We start from the raw sequence: 19,756 nt of genomic DNA, 5'->3' as shown, positions 1-19,756 counted from the left end.
ATATCAAAGGGCTGATGTAAACACATCAGCCCTTTTTGTTTGTCAGTGTGATTAAGTTGAGCGTTATTGCTTTTGAAAGAAGAGGGTTATCGTTCCAACCTCAATGCCAAACTTTTTGATTTTAGTTAAATTGAATACGTGCTTTTCGTCTTGGCGATATAACCAATCATCAAACCCAACCACCACGGATGAATCATCCATTTGTAGTTCAAAGTCGTACTGCCACTGAAGTGCGTTGCCGACTTCTTTGCCCGTTGCCTGTCCGATGATGTCATCTGCTTGGCCGACGTATCTGCCTTCACCATCTCGATTAATCACCCAAATTCGCTGGTCTATCTCTCCGTCATCAAACACGAAATCTTCAACCAGTGTGAGCGTGTCACCTTCAACGCTGCCAATAATCTCAACCGTAAAACGACGAGTTTGCTTGTCGGTGTAATCTTGAACCATACCCCAAGCGGTCACTTTACCTTCAAAGTAGTCGAAAAGGTCAAAGCGTGGGTTTGATGCTTGGTAGCTGTCTAAGTCAGCGGAACACCCCGTGACGGCAAAAACTAACGTTAGAAGAAAGGTTTTCAAAAGTTTCATTATTGGCTGAGTCCTATTAGTTGTGCTCGCAGTTTAGGGTACGTACTTTTGGGTGAAAGCCAGATAGCGAGAAAGGCATCATTCAAGCTCTCGTCGGTGATTGAGCCGATACGTGTCGGCGATGCCATTTCATTCGAACGAAAATAAAAGTGCCCGCTTTGGCCATCGGTCACGTAAGTGAGGTTTTGTCCTTTCTCGATATTTGGGAAAATGGTGACCAACTCTTGGATCCATCTCTGTGAGAGCTGCTTATCGAAACCCATTTCTTCCCACTGGTCCTCGGTTGCATCAAGCAATTGCTGCTGGCTTATATCTCTTTGGTAATCGATCGAAAGTGCTAGAGGATGAGGCGTAATGTCAGCATCAACAGAATAGGTTCCATTGGGGGTTTGGAGTCGTGACTGATAGACATCAAAAATAAATACCGACAACTGAGCTTCTCCCACAGCAGGCCACGTGTTCCATTCAGTTTCGCTGTCTACTGGGGCCGCATAGCTTGTGGATGAGACTAGCAGGCTAAAAGTTAGCCCCCTTTTGATCAACTGAAAGATTCGGCTCATGGCTATACACCTTCTTAATCACAATAATAAGGAGTGACCACTCGATGAACAGAACCAATAGAGTCGTCACGTTACCATGTGGGAAGGCAACCGCTTGGAGTTTCATGCCGGCAAAGTAACTCATTGCGCCAGCTATCCCACTCACTAGTGATACGAGTACTGGGCGGTATTGGTTCAGAATTGGCGTTAAATAGTTGGCATACCAGAGGAAGATAGCCCAAAGAAGAATGAGCCAGATTGGAAAACGGCTTGGTTCAAACTGAAACAAGCCAAAATAGTAGTTGGCGTAGTCTATACACACGCCAAGACCTAGTAATCCTAACCATGCCCCCAATCGAATTTGGCTGAGCCCAACGGTCAATACTTGGGTAACAAACACAAGGCTCAACGTCAGCCATACCCACTCTTCTCTACCCAATATGGCAAGAAACCAGATGAGCTGAAACCATGTGGATAAGAGAATTAAACGTCGAGCACTCATATTAGGGTCTTTCAAATGTCATATGTACGGTGCTGATGCTTTTCGCTTTAAAGCCACCCTCACAATAACAGAAATAATAGTTCCACATACGGATGAAAGTATCATCAAAACCAAGCTCTCTAACGCGCGCCTCCGCAGCATTAAAGCGGAGATACCACTGGTGCAATGTATGCGCGTAGTCCTCACCAATATCAAACAAATCTCGCAACACGAGGTCACTCTGCTTGGTCGCGGCTTGTGTTAGCGCCGTAATTGAAGGTAGGAATCCCCCTGGGAAAATATATTTTTGGATAAAATCGACGTTGTTGCTGTAGTAATCATAGCGTTGGTCAGCAATGGTAATTGCTTGTATCGCCATCAAGCCTTTAGGTTTCAGTAAAGACTGGCATTTCTGAATGTATGAATTGAGGTACTCTTTGCCGACCGCTTCAATCATTTCAATCGACACGAGTTTATCGAACTCACCCGTTAAGTTGCGATAATCTTCTTTCAGTAACGTTATTTTGTCTTCTAATCCTCGAGCTTTAACTTGGGCTTGCGCATAGTCAAATTGCTGTTCAGAGATGGTCGTTGTTGTAACATGACAGCCATACTTCTCTGCCATATAGATAGCCATTGCCCCCCAACCCGTACCGATCTCAACGACATGATCGGAAGATTGCAACTTTAGTTGCTGACACAAGCGCTCCATCTTATTGATTTGCGCTTGCTCCAACGTATCGTTTGGAGACAAGAAAATCGCCGATGAGTACAGCATGTTTTCATCGAGGAAGGTGTCGTAAAGATCATTACTTAAATCGTAATGCGCATGTATGTTTTTCTGAGAGTTGGCGACCGTATTACGGTTGAGCCAGTGCCCTACTTTGTAAGAGAGCTTGGAGATAAAACTGGTGCGGTTTTCGATTGAATCCAGGGCTGACATATTCAGTGCCATCAGCTCCATAAGCGCGGTCAAGTCTGGGCTGTCCCACCAAGCTTCCATATAAGCTTCACCAGCCGCAATACTGCCACCCGTTAACAAACGCGAATAAAATGCAGGATTTTTAACTTCAATAAGCGCGCTCGGCTCTCCACTTTTCGGACGACCAAACATTGTTCTTTGGTTGCTCTCAGCGCCATCAAATGACTCTACGACAGTCAGGCAGCCCTTGGATATTTTGTATAAACAAGTAAACGCGATAGACCTTGCCGTCTTTTGCCCAGTCGTCAGTGTCCCATTAAAAGGTATTGCTTGAGAGTTGATCATGTTCGATTCTCCTCGACTTCTTTTCTCTTATCCTGTTTGTCATCGCCAGACTGATATTTGGGGTGTGAATAGAACGGCGCCCCTTTTAACCATAGCTTTAGCGCATGCCAGTAAATTCCAATAACTACTTTTACTGCCATAATCGGCGTCACGATCAGTTGCTTAAGTAAAAATTTAGACGACAACGGATGCTTTTTCATCGTCAACGTCGCGTCAAACTCTTTGTTTTCTCGGTGACATTCCAAATGTACAAATAGTCGGCTGTCTAAAGGTTTTACTCGCCATTGGTACTTTTGTTCGATCGGGTTGAAAGGAGAGACGTGGAAAGCCTTATCTTGTTCAAAACCTCGCTTGCTCGATGCTGGAACGGCATAGTAGTGTCTCTCGTTCCAAGGTGTGTTACTCACTTCAGCCAGCAAGTAACGCCACTGCCCCTTTTTGTTATAAAGGTAGTAGAAGTTTACCGGGCTGAAGTAAATACCTAGATATCTTAGGTGAACCACGGCCTCGACCTTACCATCGACCCGATCTCCAGTAAGCTCGTACACTTTGTCCTGGACAGCCGTTTTTAGGCAACCTGACCCTAGGTAGTCCTCGCGCTTAAACCGTGCCCAGTGCCACCAGCGCTGACCAAAACACCACACATCCTTTTCTAGCTCTGCCAAGCCATCAAGGTCCAAGCAAGGCATAAATAATGGATAACTGAGCTGGTGTTTGATTGGCGAAAATCGACGGTGCCTGACGCTGCCGACGAGCAATGCGCTTGTGGACCGTGTATCTGTCTTCATTAAGCCGCCCCTTTTTGAGGCACCGCAGCAGTTTGAGATTGTAGACCTTTCACCACATCTAACGCGCTTCGCACACCATCTTCATGGAACCCGTTATACCAGTATGCCCCGCAGAACCAAGTTTGATTGATACCATTGATTTCATTACGGCGCTTCTGGGATGCCAGAGACTTTTGATTAAACACCGGATGATCGTAGTGGAAGGTACGCAGTATCTTATCTGGAGAAATTTGCTCTGAACTGTTCAACGACACGCAGAAGGTTTTTGGTGATTCAATATGTTGGAGTATGTTCATGTTGTAAGTGAGTGTTGGCCTTCTCTCTTGCTCATCTTGACCGCCACTCAATCGATAGTTCCAAGAAGCCCATGCTGCTTTCGATTTAGGGAGCAGTTCTTCATCGTAATGAAGAATCACTTCGTTCTCTTGATACTCCAATCCTGTCAATATATCGGTTTCCGTTAAACTGGCATCTTGCAACAGAGCCATTGCTTGGTCACTGTGACAAGCAAAAATAACGTGCTCGAAACGCTCCACGCTTCCATTTGCTTTAATCACAACTCCAGATGAATCTCTTGTTACTGACTCGACAGGCGTCGACAGGCGAATACGATCTTTAAAACCGGAAATCAGCGGCTCGACATAGGCTCGAGAGCCCCCTTCAATGACATACCATTGCGGTCGATTGGTAACATCAAGCAAACCATGATTTAGGAAGAAACGCGCAAAGAAGTCGAGAGGAAAGGCACGCATATCGGCTAACGTTGACGACCATATCGCAGCCCCCATTGGTAGAATGTAGTTATCGCAAAAATAGTCACTAAAGCCCTCAGTGTTTAAGAACTCACCCAGCGTCTGTTGCTGACCTTTATTAAGCTCCACAACCTGTTTTACTGCTTTGTTAAACTTAAGGATTTCAAAGATAAATGAGTAGAATTTTGGGTTGAACCAGTTTCGTTTTTGCGCAAAAAGTGTTGTCACAGTGTGGCCGTTGTACTCTAGTCCGGAGGCATCATTGCGAACACTAAAGCTCATTTGCGTCGGCAAACCTTTTACACCGATTTCATTCATCATTTGAATAAAATTTGGGTACGTTCGGTCGTTGTAAACAATAAAACCGGTATCGACGGCGTAGGTTTTATTTTCGAGTTGGACATCGATCGTCGCAGTGTGACCGCCAATGTAGTCGTTGGCCTCAAACACGGTAACATCATGCTCTTTATGTAGATGGTAACCACAAGTAAGCCCTGAAATACCTGTACCAATAATCGCAATTTTCACTTTGGACTCCTTAACCAGAAATGAGCTTTGATGTAAGTTTGTTTTGCCAACTGTATGGCAGTAACCCAAGTAACCTTAAAATTGAAGTAAATCTACTTGGGAAGTAAATATGTGATTTGCCCTTAGACAGCCCGAGTCGTATCGCTTTCGAGGCGTATTCGACACTTACAAGCATGGGCATAGGAAATGTGTTTTTGTCCGTGAGTGGTGTTTCAACAAACCCCGGATAGATAACAGAAACGTCAATTGATTTGCTTTTTAAATCGACTTGTAAAGCGCGAGCAAAATAACTTACCGCGGCTTTAGACGCGCCATAGGCTTCAGCTCGAGGGAGCGCCAACTCACTCGCGATGGAACCAACGACTGCCACACGATGGCCAGGTTCAAAGTGATGCTGACACGCTTCGATCACGTTCGCTAATCCCACAACGTTGATATCGAATACTCGCTTCACGAGAGAAGCGTCAACGCACCCATCGTCAATGTATTCACAGTCTCCAGCGTTCATAATCCAAAGAGTGGGAGTAAACGGTAAAGTAGCGAGAGCGTCGCGAGTGCTTTGAAGATCTGTTACGTCAAAGGCGACAGAATGAATCCGGTCAGAGTACACTTCCAGCTCGGAAAGCTTGGCTTTGTTTCTGCCACAAGCAACCACCTCCCAACCATCATCGGCATAATCTCGAGCCAATCGCTGGCCGATGCCCGATGTTGCGCCTGTAATCAATACTCGGTTCATTGCCCTAACCTCTGCTTGATGGTCTTGATGACAGAACCCAGAAGTGGCAAGTTCTCATAAAGCATCTCACCGAGATCAAAATAATCCCTGTGGTAGACGACTCTACCGTCGGCGAACTTGAGGTGACTTACCCCTTTCACCTCGACCTTACTTCCCCGCTGCAACTTCGGATGTTCGAGCGTCATCGTCCATGTCAGAAAGCCAGCATCCCCGACCTGTTGGTGTTCTTCAATGTCGAAATCGCAGCGCTTTACGTTCTCGTATAATGAGACAAAATACTTTTGCAACGCATCCCAGCCTTCCAATCGATGGGCAGCATCCTCAAAAACAACGTCCTGGTGATAAACACCTTCTAGCAGGTGCAAATTCGCTTTATTTAGACACTGATAAATGTTGCCAACAGACTCTACGTTCATCGTTACCTCTCAATTTGTTATACAAGTGATATTTTTGTACAACAAATTCAGCTTAGAACATTAGAGAACGTTGTACAAATTAAAATGCATACACTTGCTTAATTTGTTACGCAATACTCAAAAATTTGGATCAAAAAAGGCTTGGCATAAAGCCAAGCCTTTTCAATACATTGTAGACCTGTTAAGAATTTCTGAGTGCTGCGATACGTTTATCGAGTGGAGGGTGACTCATCAGCAATTCAGTCATTGAACGTTTACCGTTAATACCAAACGCCATCATTGAGCCTTCAAGCTGAGATTCGTGACTCACTTTCAAACGCTCTAGCGCCGCGATCATCTTGTGCTTACCGACTAGTCTTGCTGCACCTGCATCTGCGTGGAACTCACGATGACGGCTGTACCACATAGTGATGAAGCTTGCCAAGAAGCCAAATACAAGTTCCAGTACAATGGAAACACCGAAGTAAACCATCATGTTGCTGCCGCCTTCTTCCTCGTCACTGTTAGAAGAAACAATGTTAGCAATGAAACGAGATAAGAAAATTACGAAGGTGTTCACTACACCTTGCATCAACGTCATAGTGACCATATCACCATTTGCAATGTGGCTAACCTCATGTGCAAGCACCGCTTCCGCCTCATCTCGGCTCATGTTGTGTAGCAAGCCCGTTGACACTGCAACCAAAGAGTCATCTCGCTTTGCGCCTGTTGCAAAAGCGTTGATATCAGCCGAGTCATAGATCGCGACCGTAGGCATACCAATGCCCACTTGCTCTGATTGGCGACGAACCGTCTCTAGTAGCCAATGCTCGGTCTCATTGCGAGGACTTTCAATGACCATACCGCCAACTGAGCGCAGAGCCATACTCTTCGACATCATCAATGAGATAAAAGAACCGCCGAAACCAAACACTGCAGCCATAAGAAGTAGGCCAGAAAGGCTACCAGGCTGCATCCCCGTTACAGCATAAACAATATTTAGTACAACACTTAGCACGAGTACAACGGCTAAGTTGGTTGCGAGAAACAACATTACACGCTTCATGACTTTTCTCCGAAACTGGAAGCTTATTATTATTGGCCCTAGCTGCCATAGTTGATGGCATCAGCAGAGTTAACATATAGATATAGTCTAACGGCTTTAAAAACAAGGTTAAGTCTCAAATTGAAACATTTGTTTTCCATCTCTCGCAAATGCCATTTAGCTACAGTTCACATTCAGCCAAGTTATCCTTGCTCTGCGAGAGATAAGCGTTCAAATCTAACTTTAGACTTTGGTCTTATTGTCTAATTAGCGAAACATGCTAAGTTTTGATTAGATAATAAATCCATGGGAATAAGGGATAACATCATGGTTGAAACTAGCAACTATCAAATGGCTATTGATTTACTTTGCTGTCACCTTGGTATTTCAGAGGAAGAAGCAAAACAGCAACTTGGCATTTCATCCGAACAGGGCGCTCAAACTCATGTTAATGAAATGCAGCAAGCGATGATTGGATTGAGCAACGAGAAATAGCTCGGCCCTCGAAAAATCAAAGGGCAGCCACTTGGCTGCCCTTTTTGTATTAACTGCGTTTAATTAATGGTTCAACATTAATGTACTTTGCTAAGCCCTTACGTTTGACACTAGGAACATAAGGAATCTCACCGATTTTTGGCGCATCAATTTTTTGCTCTAGCATTTCAATAATTTCAGCGTAGTGTTCTGTGCCTGGGTTTACGCGGTTTGCAACCCAACCTACTACTTCTAAGCCATCTGCTTTGATTGCATCTAGCGTAAGCATTGCGTGGCTCAAACAGCCTAGCTTAATCCCGACGACCAACACGACAGGCAGCTTTTCTTGTTGTACCCATGTTGAAAGGCAGTCGCTGTCTGATACCGGAACGCGCCAACCGCCCGCACCCTCGACTAAAACAATATCCGAATTCGCTTTGTGCTCAGCTAACTTTGCACTCAAGACTGAGTAATTGATTTCGACCCCTTCACGACGCGCTGCAATATGCGGAGACGCCGGTAATTCTAACGCATAAGGGTTCACATCATCGTAGGCGACATCAACTGTCGCTGCACTTTGCAAATACAGTGCATCAGAGTTGCGAAAGCCTTGCTCTGTTCGTTCGCTGCCTGCTGCTACTGGTTTGTAGCCAATAGTATTTAAGTCATTTTCAGCAAGCGCGTTTAAAATTGCTTTTGAAGCAACTGTTTTTCCAACATCGGTATCCGTACCAGCTATAAAAAATGCATCAATCATCGATGAATAACCCCTAAACAAACCTGATAAGTGGCAGGAAGAAGACCCTGATGGTTTTTGAACGTCTGGTATGCTTGCTCGACTTGGCGAAGCACTGTACGGCTTGTCAAGCCATGAGAGCGACCGTGAACATGAGTTGCTCCAATGCCTTTTAAATCACGCATGAGAGAAAAAGCCGTCGTGTACCAAACTGTGATCGAGGGCAAGTCTAGTCGATGGTTTACGCAGTCGGATTGCGCTAACGCAATTTTTACCTGATTGGTACTGATAAAGTCATTCACGTGTTGATATGAGTCAATTTTCGCCCAAGACTGCTTAAGCTCGCTCAATGAGCCATCCAGCAACGTAGAGAAATAGGCCTGTCCAGTATGCTTTAGTACGCGGCGAATCTCTCTAAGTGGATCGGCGAGATCCTCACACCATTGCAGTGCCAAGCTCGAAAACACCATATCAAACTGCTCAACCTTAAATGGCAGCTTCTCTGCGTCTCCCAAGTGGTAACTCATATTGCGCTCGCCACAGCGTTTTCGGGCAGTGTCGAGCATCTGCTGCGATAAATCACAACAAACAACGTGAGCGCCCCTTTGCTGTAGCCTCTGCGAAAAATACCCAGTGCCGCAACCAAGGTCGAGCACAACTCGCCCCGTCAGGTCTGCAGGCATCAAATCGAGTAACCGATGGCCGACGTCACGCTGGAAAGCCGCGTGAGCATCGTAAGTTTGAGCCGCTTTGCCAAACGCCTCAGCTATGGCCGTTTTATCATTGGATGACGATCCGTGTACCGCTAACGCTTGTTCCATCCAATCACCCTATACTTCCATTCTCAAGTAGTCGTTCTAAGTTCTCAGCCAAAGGCAAGACGTGCGACAACTCATGATTAGCCGTCAACGTGATTCGCAGTCTCGCTGTACCTTGCGGCACAGTTGGTGGACGGATGGCGGTGGTCCATAACCCTTTACTTTTCAAAGCCTGTGATACTTCCACAGCAAAGTGACTGTCACCAAGTAACACCGGTTTTATGGGGGTTACTGTTTCTACATAACCAGGAAAACGGCTAAAGTTCTCTTTGAAGCTATGTTGTAACTCCGCGAGCTTTTCTCGACGCCAATGCTGAGTTTGCAGCATGGTAACCGCGTGAGTTAAGGCATACGCTTGTGAAGGCGGTATCGCCGTTGAGTAAACGTGGTGACGAGCAAATTGAGTTAGGTAGTCGCCCATTTCTTCACTGCATAGAATTGCCGCGCCCGAAAGGCCAAATGCTTTACCAAACGTGACAACCAAAACGTCAGGAGTGATTTGAGCCAAATGACAACTGCCTTGGCCTTCACTCCCCAGTACACCGATGCCATGAGCATCATCGACCGCCAGCAAGGAGCCCTCCTCTACCACAGCACGGATATCTGCAAGTGGTGACAGATCGCCATCCATGCTGAAGACCCCCTCTGTGATGACAAACGCATCGTCGGTCAGGAGTGCCTTAAGCGATGCAACATCATTGTGCTTAAAGCGTTTCATTGTTGCAGGGCAAAGCATACCTGCTTCCATCAAAGAAGCGTGATTGAGCTTATCTTGCAGCAGTAAATCGCCCTTTTCTAATAAGCCAAAAATCAATGCCTGATTTGCCGCAAAGCCCGAACCAAATAGTACTGCGCTCTCAAAGCCCAACCATTCACATAACGCGGACTTTAACCCCGCATGGGCAGAGCTAAAACCCGTAACCAGTGGCGACGCACCACTTCCGCAGCCATAGATCTCAAGCCCTTTTTGCCAAGCCCTGCGCAATTCATCGTCGCAGGCCAAGCCCAAATAATCATTACTCGAAAAATTTAAGAACTTCTCCCCACCATTCTCAAGTACGGGGCAGTTGCCAAAATTGACCTCTTTGACTTGACGAGAAAGCCCAAATTCTTGACGACGCTGCAACTCGCGCTTTATACGCGCTTTAAACGCTGGCATCGTAGAACAAATCATCTTTAGCCGGTCGTGCAGCTACGCGCTCGACAACTCGGTCTAAAAGGTCATTTTCTTGTATCTCATCTGGTTTTTGAGAAACCTGCTGACTATTGATGCCCAACTTATCAAACAGCAGCATATCTTTGTCTTCGGAAGGGTTTGGTGTAGTGAGCAGTTTGCAACCATAAAATACCGAGTTGGCCCCTGCCATAAAACAGAGCGCCTGCATCTGTTCATTCATGTTCTCACGGCCAGCAGAAAGGCGAACCGCCGACTTTGGCATCATGATGCGTGCAATGGCAATCAAGCGAATAAAGTCGAACGGCTCGACATCATCCACCTCTTCAAGTGGTGTGCCTTTCACTTTGACTAACATGTTTATCGGCACGCTTTCTGGGTGAACCGGCAAGTTTGCCAATTCTACAAAAAGACCCGCTCGGTCATTGACGCTTTCACCCATGCCAATGATGCCACCCGAACAAATCTTCATGCCGGCATCACGGACATGAGACAAAGTATCAAGGCGATCTTGGTAAGTACGAGTGGTAATGATGTTACCGTAGAACTCTGGTGACGTATCTAGGTTATGGTTGTAGTAATCCAAACCCGCGTCGGCTAGCTCGTTTGCCTGATCTGGCGTAAGCATACCAAGCGTCATACAAGTTTCCAGCCCCATGCCTTTAACACCTTCAATCATCTTTTTAAGGTGTGGCATATCACGCTCTTTAGGATTCTTCCAAGCCGCCCCCATGCAGAAACGTGTTGACCCCGCACTTTTCGCTTTTTGCGCAGCGTCTAAAACACGCTCGACTTCCATCAGACGCTCTTTTTCTACGTCGGTTTTATAGCGCGCACTTTGCGGACAGTACTTACAGTCTTCTGGACATGCCCCTGTTTTAATCGACAGCAGTGTGCTGACTTGAACATGGTTGTGTTGCTGGTATTGACGGTGAACCAGTTGCGCTTCGAAGAGGAGATCCATGAATGGTTTTTCCATAAGCTCACGAACTTCTGCAACAGTCCAGTTGTGACGTACTTCCACGTGCATTCCTTTAGTTATTAGATTTGTTACTTGGCTAGTCTAACCTCGGCAGGTAGACTGTCAACAATTAAGAAAATTAAAAGTTTACAGATGGTTATCTTTTAACCAGAAAAATAGGACACATATCTATGGATCTCGCCTTTGACCGCCGTCATATCTGGCATCCCTACACATCAACGCTAACACCTCTGACCTGCTACCCCGTTGTCTCTGCACATGGCGTGTTAATTGAATTGGAAGATGGAAATCAACTCGTTGACGGAATGTCGTCATGGTGGAGTGCGATACATGGGTATAACCACCCTCAGCTCAACGCGGCTGCGCACCGCCAAATCGATACGGTATCACATGTTATGTTTGGGGGAATCACTCACGAGCCAGCTATTGAGCTTTGCAAAAAACTGCTCAACTTTGCACCGGATAACTTAGAACACGTATTTTTAGCCGATTCTGGCTCGGTTGCGGTCGAAGTAAGTTTAAAGATGGCGCTCCAGTATTGGCATGCTAAGGGTGAGAGGCGAGCAAAGTTCCTTACCTTACGAGACGGTTACCACGGTGATACTTTTGCAGCAATGTCTGTCACTGATCCCGATAATTCAATGCACTCACTTTACAAAGGCTTCTTGCCTGAACATATCTTTGCGTCATCACCAAAGTCCGGTTTCTGGCAGGAGTTTCAACCAAGTGACCTTGACGATATCACACGTAAAGTCGAGGAGAATCATAAGGACATCGCAGCTGTCATTTTAGAACCGATAGTACAAGGTGCTGGAGGAATGCGAATCTATCACCCTGAGTTCTTAAAAGGAGTTAGGGATCTGTGTGATCAATATGGATTACTTTTGATCTTGGACGAGATTGCGACCGGATTTGGCAGAACCGGGAAGATGTTTGCTTGCGAACACGCTAACATCCAGCCAGACATACTTTGCGTCGGTAAAGCCTTAACTGGGGGTTACATGACATTATCGGCGACCCTAGCATCAAAAGAGGTCGCAGATACCGTATGTGGTGGTGAGGCAGGATGTTTTATGCATGGGCCAACCTTTATGGGTAACCCGTTGGCGTGCGCTGTTGCTACGGCGAGCATGGAGATATTAGAAAGCGGTAATTGGCAAAAGCAAACCAAACAGATCGAAGGCATTTTTTCAGAGCTATTACCTAACCTAATGAAATACTCTCTAGTCAAAGACGTTCGCTGGTTAGGCGCGATAGGTGTGGTTGAAACAACCCACCCCGTCAGTATGGGTGCCATTCAAGCACACTTTGTTAAGCAAGGCGTTTGGATACGGCCATTTGGTAAACTCATCTACATAATGCCTCCATTTATTAGCCGACCTGCGGATATTGAGAAGCTCATTGCCGCAATTAAGTCAGCGTTAACATCTCCCGATTGTTTTCAGTATTAAAGCGCTGATACGCAAAAAGGCTTCCACAACGGAAGCCTTTCTTGTGGTAAACGTCAGCGAATGACTACTCTTGGTCAATCATCCAACGTCGGAATTCTTTTCGCTCTTGCTTAGACGCTTTAACGTACCAAGCCTTTAGTTGCTCAAGGTTATCCGTGTCTACAGGCTTGATAACTTTATCTGACTTAGCCTGTGTATTTGGCACTGCAGGAGTTGCTTGTTCTGCAACAGCTGCTTTTGCTACAAGTGCTGCCGAAGAGCCGAAAACGATGCCACGCGCTTCATTATGTTTTGCTACTCGTTCTGGCATATTAAAATAAGGCATAAAACCTTCTGAACGATCAAGTGCTTCTTGAGTGTATTCTATTGGTTTTCCATCTGCTGTTCTAATCACCCATTCTGGGCTGTTCTTGAATGCTCTATTTGCTTGCTCATACGTGTACAATTTAGGAGGAACTACAGAAATATCATCGTTTGTAGCTTCGAAGCTAATAACAAATGGATTTGAGTCGAACACTCGGTCCTCTCCAGAGTCTTTTAGCTTCTTACTATATTTTACAATTATCTGAATAGGCCCAGACTGAATATCGACAACTTCACGCTTATCATCAAGCTCGACACCGTTAAGAAACAAGAAGTTTGTGCCTTTTTTAGGCTCTAGGCTAGCGGCATTCACACTCGCCGTTAGCAACATCATAATCACAATTGATAAAGCTTTCATATAATCCCTCTTATGAACTAAAAAAGCCACCCTATGGGTGGCTTAAGTGTCTAGTATTTAGGCTTAGAAGTAAGCTTTGATACCTACAGCAACGCCAGTTTCGTTGCTTTCACCTTGGTCGTTTTCACCGTTGTCACCACCAACTTCAGCATACGCTGTAGTGTTTGGAGCTAGCTTGTAACCAGCGTTTACGTACCAAGCATTGAAGCTGTCTGAGCCTGAAGCGTCAGACTTAGAAGTGCTGTAACCACCAGCAAACACAACTTTTTCGATTGTGTATGTTGCAGCTAGGCCGATAGTATCGATTGATACGTCAGAGTTATCGATGTTGTAGTAAGCAGCAGCTAGCTCTAGGTTCTCTACACCGTTGTAACGAGCTTGAGCAGACCAAAGCTTCTCATCATGAGCAGCTGCGCCTTCACCAACTTCACCAGCACCGTAGAATGCAGTAAAGTCGAAGTCTTCAACGCGGTAGCCTAGTTTACCATCGAAGTAAGTAGAGTCGTCGTTTAGACCTTCGTCACCGTTTTTGTCTTGTACTAGAGCAAAACCGCCGTAAAACGCGCCTTTGTCAAGATCGTAACGGATTGTTTCGTCTGCACAGAAGTGGCTGTCGTCACCGCCGAAGAACGTGCTTAGACCGAACTGGAAGTCAGAACCGATACCAGCGTCATCTAGGTTTGCACAAGTACGACCAAACTTGATTGAACCGTAATCGTCTGAGTAGAAAGCAACGTAAGCGTCACCATCGTTTCCAGCGTCTTCGTCAACACCTACATCGTTGATTTGCCAGAAACCACCGAATTGAAGCGCGTCGTTGATTGCATAACGAACATCAAGGCTGATGTCAGCGTCTTGAATTTGTTGCTCAGCTTCAGAACCTTTTGCTTTGTCTTTAACGTAAACAACTTCAACGTCACCGCCAAGAGCTACTGTTACGCCATCTTGGTTGTATAGTTCAATACCAGCTTGTGCTGATGCTGCTGCTAGAACTGAAAGAGCTACTAGAGTCTTTTTCATAATAATCCACTGCCTTTTCTTAAAACTGGGAAATCCTTATCCGGTTCCCTTTATGTTTTTTGATGATGACTCTCACCTCTATTTGGGTTTGATGCCATCGCCATCTAAATTGCGGGGTCTAGATTGCAAAAGAATGTCCTGCGTGTCAAATCTTCTAAAAACCTCACGTAAAAAAACATAAAAACATTTAATAACAGCAACTTACATAGTTTTGCGCACATTTTACGACCAAGTTCATACCCTAAACCCGATAAATATCCGTAAAAGCACAAAAATAAAAAACAGAATAAAACACCAAAAAATAAGAGTTAAAAAAAGATTAATAAAATTTATAACCACGATATTATATGAGATAGAGTTATATATTTTTTACATTTAGAAATTAATCTAAGTCGCTGATGGTTCAGTTTTTTTTTGTGAACAAGATCCACATTTGCGGATTAAGGATTCTATTTCGTGAGCTGAGTAGCGCTTAGAGAAGTGTGCTATCATCCTCATCCCGTTTTAGAGATCTCCGTATGACAACCAGTAAAATCCAAGAATCCATTCGCAACAGCTATCAAAACCTCCAATCCCAGTTAGATAACTTTGTACCTCGACGTGCCCAGAACTACCTTGTCGCGGAAATAACAAAGACACTGTGTGGTGAGTATCACAAATCAACTCGGATGATTGTCGCAGAAGCAGGCACGGGAATCGGTAAATCGCTTTCTTATTTGATGGCGACTATTCCTGTCGCCTTGCATAACAACAGAAAGGTTGTCATATCGACCGCAACCGTCGCGCTGCAAGAACAGTTGGTGAATAAAGACCTTCCTCTATATAGACGCATCACGGATCGTGAGTTCTCTTTTATACTCGCTAAAGGCAGACAGCGTTATTGCTGCGCAGAAAAGCTGGCAGCGGCCTCGGGTGTGGACGGCGGTCAACTGGCGATGTTTGAGACCAAGCCAAAGAAGAAAGAGATCGATCAGCTGGAGTTGATGTATAAGAGACTCGCCGAAAATAAATGGGACGGAGACAGAGATTCTTGGCCAAAGCCTATCGATGATGCCATTTGGCAGCTCATCGTCAGTGACAAACACAGCTGCAATGGGAGTATGCCTGCTCATAGAGGTTGCCCATTCCAGAAAGCCCGCTCTGAAATGGATAAAGCCGACATCATCATTGCCAATCATAGTTTGGTAATGGCGGACGCAGATCTTGGTGGCGGCGTCATACTTCCAGAGCCAGAGAATACCATCTATGTATTCGATGAAGCGCATCACCTACCCCATGTCGCACGGGATCACTCATCCGCCGCTGCAAGCTTGAAAGGCGCTGCGAGTTGGCTAGAGCGTTTGAACCAGTCCGTGACCAAGTTTGCCAATCTCGCCGATGAAAAACGAGTCAGCCGATTTCGCAATGAACTACAGGATGCGATTCAACAGTTGATTCCCTCTTTATCTCAGTTGGCAACCCGATTTGATCCTGCGCATTTTGAAGAAAATATCTATCGATTTGAAAATGGCGAGCTGCCGTCATGGCTTGATGAAGAGTCTAAAGAACTAAAGAAGCTCTCTCAAAAAGGATCTCAAGCCGTCGGGAAAATTGCGGATTTGATTGCCGAGCGAGTTAAAGATGGCGAACTCACCAACCGGTTGGCTGAGCCAGCATTGGCGGAGTTGGGTTTCTATATTCAGAGGATGGACAACCTTGCAGCCGTCTGGAACCTAATGGCAGAGCCTCAACGCGAAAAAGGCGCCCCTCTTGCAAGATGGCTTGAAGTAAGCCCAGAACGTGAAGGCGATTTTGTTGTCAATGTTTCGCCTCTTGAAGTGGGCTGGCAGCTCGATCAGCAGTTATGGAGTCGCTGTATTGGTGCAGTACTCACCTCAGCGACAATGCGTGCACTCAACTCATTTAGTTTTTTTTGCCGCCAAGCAGGTATCAGCGAAAAACCGGAAGACGGCGTACGTTTCTTAGCCCTCGCGTCTCCGTTTGATTATCAGAATCAAGCTGAGCTTCGGGTGCCTAAAATGAAATATGAACCGCAGGCTCCTCAGTTTACGGAATATCTTATCGATATTTTGCCTAACTTAATCGAGGACAAACAGGCTAATTTAGTTTTATTCTCATCCTATTGGCAAATGAATCAGGTTGCTGAAGCGCTCTCAACATATTTCGTTAAAAAAGGATGGGCACTTCAAGTTCAAGGCCAAGAGTCGAGGGCGGAAATACTAAAAAAACATAAAACACTCGCACAATGCCAAAAAACCAGTGTGCTGTTTGGGACTGGGAGCTTTTCTGAGGGGCTCGACCTACCGGGAGAGCTATTAGAGAACTTAATCATCACCAAGATTCCCTTTGGTGTTCCCACTTCGCCGGTAGAGCAAGCACATGCAGAATATATTGAAAACCGTGGCGGCAACCCTTTTATGCAAATCACGGTACCGGAAGCAAGTAAAAAACTGATTCAATCAGTGGGACGCTTGCTGCGTAAAGAGAGGGATTCTGGTAAAGTCATCATCCTTGATCGCCGTATTGTAACCAAACGATATGGAAAATCATTGCTAGACTCCCTACCACCGTTTAAACGCGTGATTGAATACTAAGGTCCGTTGACCATAAACAACTATAAAAAGATAACTCTATGGAATTGTTTGAGCCAACCGTGCTGTTGGTGTTGGCCCTTGTTGCTTTTGCTGCTGGATTCATTGATGCGGTAGCTGGTGGAGGTGGGATGCTCACTGTCCCTGCACTGCTATCACTGGGTTTACCCCCGCATATCGCACTCGGCACCAATAAACTTGCTGCTACCTTCGCGTCTTCAACGGCGGCATTTACGTATTACCGCAAACGCTTATTCAAACCGCGCTGCTGGAAACGGGCATTTGTCTCTACGCTTATTGGTGCCACCCTTGGTACCTTGTTTGTCGATTTGATTTCGACAGAGTGGCTAGAGAAAATCCTTCCACTGATCATATTAGCCGCTGCCGTCTACACCATTTGGCATAAAACACCAAATGCAGTTAAAAACGAGATGCCAGAACCATGCCCTGTACTAAACAAGAAACAGTATGGACAAGGTCTCATTCTCGGTTTTTATGATGGTGTCGCAGGGCCCGGAACCGGTGCTTTTTGGACAGTCAGCTCAATGGCGCTCTATAAGCTCAATATTTTGCTCGCTTCTGGTCTATCCAAAGCAATGAACTTTACCAGCAACTTCACTTCTTTGGTGACGTTTGCCATTCTTGGCCATATCGACTGGGTATTAGGTTTAACCATGGGTCTGTGTTTGATGGCTGGTGCCTTCGTGGGCGCACACTCAGCAATCCGATTTGGCGCAAAGTTTATTCGCCCAGTATTTGTTACTGTTGTCAGCATCCTTGCAGTAAAACTGGCCTACGAAGCGTGGTTTGTTAATTTATGAGCCGGATTAGTCAACTCTCCAATACTCTCGACGAGTTAGCACAGCAAGCAGCCGCGGTCGATAGAAAAAGAGGCGAGCACCATTTGCCTCTTTTCGACGAACGCCTATTCAAAGGTCGGTCCAAGCTTTTGGTCCCTTGTGTCAAAGAGACCCAATCGACCCTAGATAGCATCATTCGCGAAGAAGCGGCAGGGAAACTCACCGCCTTACGTGCCGAATACTTAACCGAGCGCCTCTTATCTCAAATCAGTGCGATTCAGCGAGAACTTGCGACGGTAACGATACGCAAGAACGAGCCAAAGCACCGAAGCTACTTCCAAAAGCCCATTAACGAGCTTTATCAACACCTATCTCAGCATCAAGAGTGGGAGCGGCGTTTAATGGAAATGGTACGAGACAAAGAGCTCGCACTTCAATATGCCCCGCCCTTTCAGCAACAAGCGGCTCAGCAGGAATTGCTCGCCACCGAGCAACGTTTAAAACGTTGCCAAGAGGCGAAGCTGAAAATTGAAAACCAAATAACTTACCGTGAGAGAAATCAATAAATGTCTTCCGGACTCGATAATGCCCCTGACGAAATCAAACTCGCTGTTGATTTGATTTACTTATTGGAAAGCAACGAAGTCGACCCAAAAGTCGCGCTTGAAGCGATCAAGATCGTTAAGTCTGATTTAGAAAGCAAACTGGAACAGGCTGATTAATGTATCAACTCTCTTTTGAACTCGACTCTTTTTTAGCCAAATATTGGCACAAGCAACCAACCGTTATAAAGCATGGTATTGCCAACTTTATCGATCCTATTTCGCCAGAAGAACTTGCCGGCTTGGCGATGGAAGAAGAAGTTGATTCTAGATTTGTCACCAATAGGGACGGTCATTGGCGAGCACAACATGGTCCGCTACCCGAGTCACTCTTTTCTCAACTCGAGGAAAGCCACTGGCAATTGATTGTTCAAGCGTGTAATCACTGGCATCTGGGCGCAGCAGAGTTAGTCGCTCCATTTAAAGCGCTGCCTCAATGGTTGTTTGACGACTTGATGGTCTGCTATTCCGCTCCTCAAGGTGGCGTTGGACCGCATATCGATCAATATGATGTATTTATCATTCAAGGCAGCGGGAAACGACGTTGGCGAGTAGGCGCCGCCGACGAAGGACAGTACCAAGAATCCATCCAAGGTGCTCTGCGCCAAATCGAAGGCTTTGACGCAATAATCGACGAAGTCTTGGAGCCTGGAGATATTCTTTACATTCCGCCCGGGTTCCCGCATGAGGGCAATACCATTGAGCCGAGCATGAGCTATTCAATGGGTTTTCGCTCCCCAAAAGAGCAAGAATTGCTGAGCCATTTTGCTGATTATGTCCTCGCCAAAGAAAAAGGCGATGTGCATCTGCATAACCCTCAAATGCAAACTCAACGCAATCAGGGTGAAATTTTACGCTCTGATCTTACCCTGCTGACTCAAATGCTGCAGTCTGCGCTTGAATCCAAGCAAGATATTGAAAACTTCTTAGCCATCAACTTGAGCCAATCTCGTCACCAACTTGATATTGTCGAACCTGAAGAAATCATATCGCAAGAGCAAGTATATGCTCACTTAGAAGCGCTCGGTCATGTGGTAAAAGTATCAGGCTTGAGAACGCTGTACCACGCCAATGACGCGAATCATGTATTCATCAATGGTGAAGAGTTTTCTGTGGCGAAGCCCGCGTTTGCGCCTATTCTTTGCGACCAAGCGTCTATCACGCTCGATAGCTATTCAATTGAATACCCGTCTTGGATCGCGTTACTGACACGCTTAGTTAACCTAGGGTACTGGTATTTAGATTAACTCGACTGAGCATCTGACTGC

General features: G+C 45.7%; 22 protein-coding genes. 7 read left to right on the top strand and 15 right to left on the bottom strand.

The genetic code is table 11. The annotated features are described in order from the left end of the window. Positions 1-63 precede the first annotated feature (63 nt). The 9 genes from OH458_RS06370 to htpX form a co-directional block, all read right to left on the bottom strand. Positions 64-588: a DUF3833 domain-containing protein gene (locus OH458_RS06370; protein WP_269977658.1), complete on the bottom strand. Its 525-nt coding sequence runs from the start codon at positions 586-588 to the stop codon at positions 64-66. Continuing rightward, complete coding sequence (locus OH458_RS06365) at positions 588-1,148, bottom strand: chalcone isomerase family protein (protein WP_269977657.1); 561 nt, start codon at positions 1,146-1,148, stop codon at positions 588-590. The genes OH458_RS06370 and OH458_RS06365 overlap by 1 nt, the downstream gene beginning before the upstream one ends. Continuing rightward, positions 1,105-1,629, bottom strand: coding sequence for a DUF2878 domain-containing protein (locus OH458_RS06360; protein WP_269977656.1), 525 nt, complete (start codon positions 1,627-1,629; stop codon positions 1,105-1,107). The genes OH458_RS06365 and OH458_RS06360 overlap by 44 nt, the downstream gene beginning before the upstream one ends. A gap of 1 nt (position 1,630) precedes the next feature. Further along, positions 1,631-2,875 (bottom strand): SAM-dependent methyltransferase, encoded by a 1,245-nt coding sequence (locus tag OH458_RS06355; RefSeq protein ID WP_269977655.1) that lies wholly within the window; start codon positions 2,873-2,875, stop codon positions 1,631-1,633. After that, positions 2,872-3,663, bottom strand: a complete 792-nt coding sequence (locus OH458_RS06350) for a DUF1365 domain-containing protein (RefSeq protein WP_269977654.1) — start codon at positions 3,661-3,663, stop codon at positions 2,872-2,874. Before OH458_RS06350 ends, OH458_RS06355 begins: the two co-directional genes overlap by 4 nt. Beyond that, the gene (locus OH458_RS06345; RefSeq protein WP_269977653.1) at positions 3,663-4,943 is read right to left on the bottom strand and encodes an NAD(P)/FAD-dependent oxidoreductase; all 1,281 of its coding nucleotides are present in this window, start codon (positions 4,941-4,943) and stop codon (positions 3,663-3,665) included. Before OH458_RS06345 ends, OH458_RS06350 begins: the two co-directional genes overlap by 1 nt. 10 nt (positions 4,944-4,953) lie before the next feature. Beyond that, complete coding sequence (locus tag OH458_RS06340) at positions 4,954-5,679, bottom strand: SDR family oxidoreductase (protein WP_269977652.1); 726 nt, start codon at positions 5,677-5,679, stop codon at positions 4,954-4,956. After that, on the bottom strand, positions 5,676-6,095 hold the full coding sequence (locus OH458_RS06335; protein WP_038138692.1) for a nuclear transport factor 2 family protein: 420 nt from the start codon (positions 6,093-6,095) through the stop codon (positions 5,676-5,678). The genes OH458_RS06340 and OH458_RS06335 overlap by 4 nt, the downstream gene beginning before the upstream one ends. A 181-nt stretch (positions 6,096-6,276) precedes the next feature. Beyond that, positions 6,277-7,140, bottom strand: coding sequence for a protease HtpX (gene htpX, locus OH458_RS06330; protein WP_005470593.1), 864 nt, complete (start codon positions 7,138-7,140; stop codon positions 6,277-6,279). 306 nt (positions 7,141-7,446) lie between these two features. Between htpX and OH458_RS06325 the strand changes: the two genes are divergently transcribed. Further along, positions 7,447-7,614 (top strand): hypothetical protein, encoded by a 168-nt coding sequence (locus OH458_RS06325; protein ID WP_005470396.1) that lies wholly within the window; start codon positions 7,447-7,449, stop codon positions 7,612-7,614. Positions 7,615-7,663: 49 nt separating this feature from the next. Here OH458_RS06325 and bioD read toward each other — a convergent pair whose 3' ends face one another. From bioD to bioB, 4 genes are read right to left on the bottom strand one after another with little or no spacing between them, the layout of a single operon-like run. After that, a complete protein-coding gene (bioD, locus tag OH458_RS06320; RefSeq protein ID WP_269977651.1) occupies positions 7,664-8,350 on the bottom strand; it encodes a dethiobiotin synthase in 687 nt (228 codons plus the stop codon). Continuing rightward, positions 8,347-9,150, bottom strand: coding sequence for a malonyl-ACP O-methyltransferase BioC (bioC, locus tag OH458_RS06315; RefSeq protein ID WP_269977650.1), 804 nt, complete (start codon positions 9,148-9,150; stop codon positions 8,347-8,349). Before bioC ends, bioD begins: the two co-directional genes overlap by 4 nt. A gap of 4 nt (positions 9,151-9,154) precedes the next feature. After that, positions 9,155-10,321: an 8-amino-7-oxononanoate synthase gene (locus tag OH458_RS06310; RefSeq protein WP_269977649.1), complete on the bottom strand. Its 1,167-nt coding sequence runs from the start codon at positions 10,319-10,321 to the stop codon at positions 9,155-9,157. Continuing rightward, entirely contained in the window at positions 10,293-11,345 is a 1,053-nt protein-coding gene (gene bioB / locus OH458_RS06305; protein WP_038138701.1) for a biotin synthase BioB, read from the bottom strand. Before bioB ends, OH458_RS06310 begins: the two co-directional genes overlap by 29 nt. Positions 11,346-11,473: 128 nt before the next feature. Here bioB and bioA point away from each other — a divergent pair, with 128 nt between their 5' ends. Continuing rightward, positions 11,474-12,754 (top strand): adenosylmethionine--8-amino-7-oxononanoate transaminase, encoded by a 1,281-nt coding sequence (gene bioA / locus OH458_RS06300; RefSeq protein ID WP_269977648.1) that lies wholly within the window; start codon positions 11,474-11,476, stop codon positions 12,752-12,754. 64 nt (positions 12,755-12,818) lie between these two features. Here the strand turns inward: bioA and OH458_RS06295 are convergent, their stop codons facing one another. After that, positions 12,819-13,475, bottom strand: coding sequence for a YccT family protein (locus OH458_RS06295; RefSeq protein ID WP_269977647.1), 657 nt, complete (start codon positions 13,473-13,475; stop codon positions 12,819-12,821). A 63-nt stretch (positions 13,476-13,538) separates the two neighbouring features. Further along, on the bottom strand, positions 13,539-14,495 hold the full coding sequence (locus tag OH458_RS06290) for a porin (protein ID WP_269977646.1): 957 nt from the start codon (positions 14,493-14,495) through the stop codon (positions 13,539-13,541). A 518-nt stretch (positions 14,496-15,013) separates the two neighbouring features. Here OH458_RS06290 and dinG point away from each other — a divergent pair. The 5 genes from dinG to OH458_RS06265 are packed head-to-tail and all read left to right on the top strand — an operon-like array spanning position 15,014 to position 19,735. Next, positions 15,014-17,089, top strand: a complete 2,076-nt coding sequence (gene dinG, locus OH458_RS06285) for an ATP-dependent DNA helicase DinG (protein WP_269977645.1) — start codon at positions 15,014-15,016, stop codon at positions 17,087-17,089. A gap of 38 nt (positions 17,090-17,127) precedes the next feature. Next, positions 17,128-17,907 carry a sulfite exporter TauE/SafE family protein gene (locus OH458_RS06280; RefSeq protein WP_005470518.1) on the top strand — a complete coding sequence of 260 codons (780 nt, stop codon included), beginning with the start codon at positions 17,128-17,130 and terminating at the stop codon, positions 17,905-17,907. Next, complete coding sequence (locus OH458_RS06275; RefSeq protein ID WP_038138715.1) at positions 17,904-18,452, top strand: primosomal replication protein; 549 nt, start codon at positions 17,904-17,906, stop codon at positions 18,450-18,452. Before OH458_RS06280 ends, OH458_RS06275 begins: the two co-directional genes overlap by 4 nt. After that, positions 18,453-18,608: a pleiotropic regulatory protein RsmS gene (gene rsmS, locus OH458_RS06270; RefSeq protein ID WP_269977644.1), complete on the top strand. Its 156-nt coding sequence runs from the start codon at positions 18,453-18,455 to the stop codon at positions 18,606-18,608. Then, positions 18,608-19,735: a cupin domain-containing protein gene (locus tag OH458_RS06265; protein WP_269977643.1), complete on the top strand. Its 1,128-nt coding sequence runs from the start codon at positions 18,608-18,610 to the stop codon at positions 19,733-19,735. Before rsmS ends, OH458_RS06265 begins: the two co-directional genes overlap by 1 nt. Positions 19,736-19,756 lie beyond the last annotated feature (21 nt).

The sequence above is a fragment of the Vibrio sp. MarTm2 genome (genome assembly GCF_027587055.1).
GTDB lineage: Bacteria > Pseudomonadota > Gammaproteobacteria > Enterobacterales > Vibrionaceae > Vibrio > Vibrio sinaloensis_D.
The sequence above is the reverse complement of the archived record's forward strand: the minus strand, read 5'-3'. Positions and strand labels throughout refer to the sequence as shown.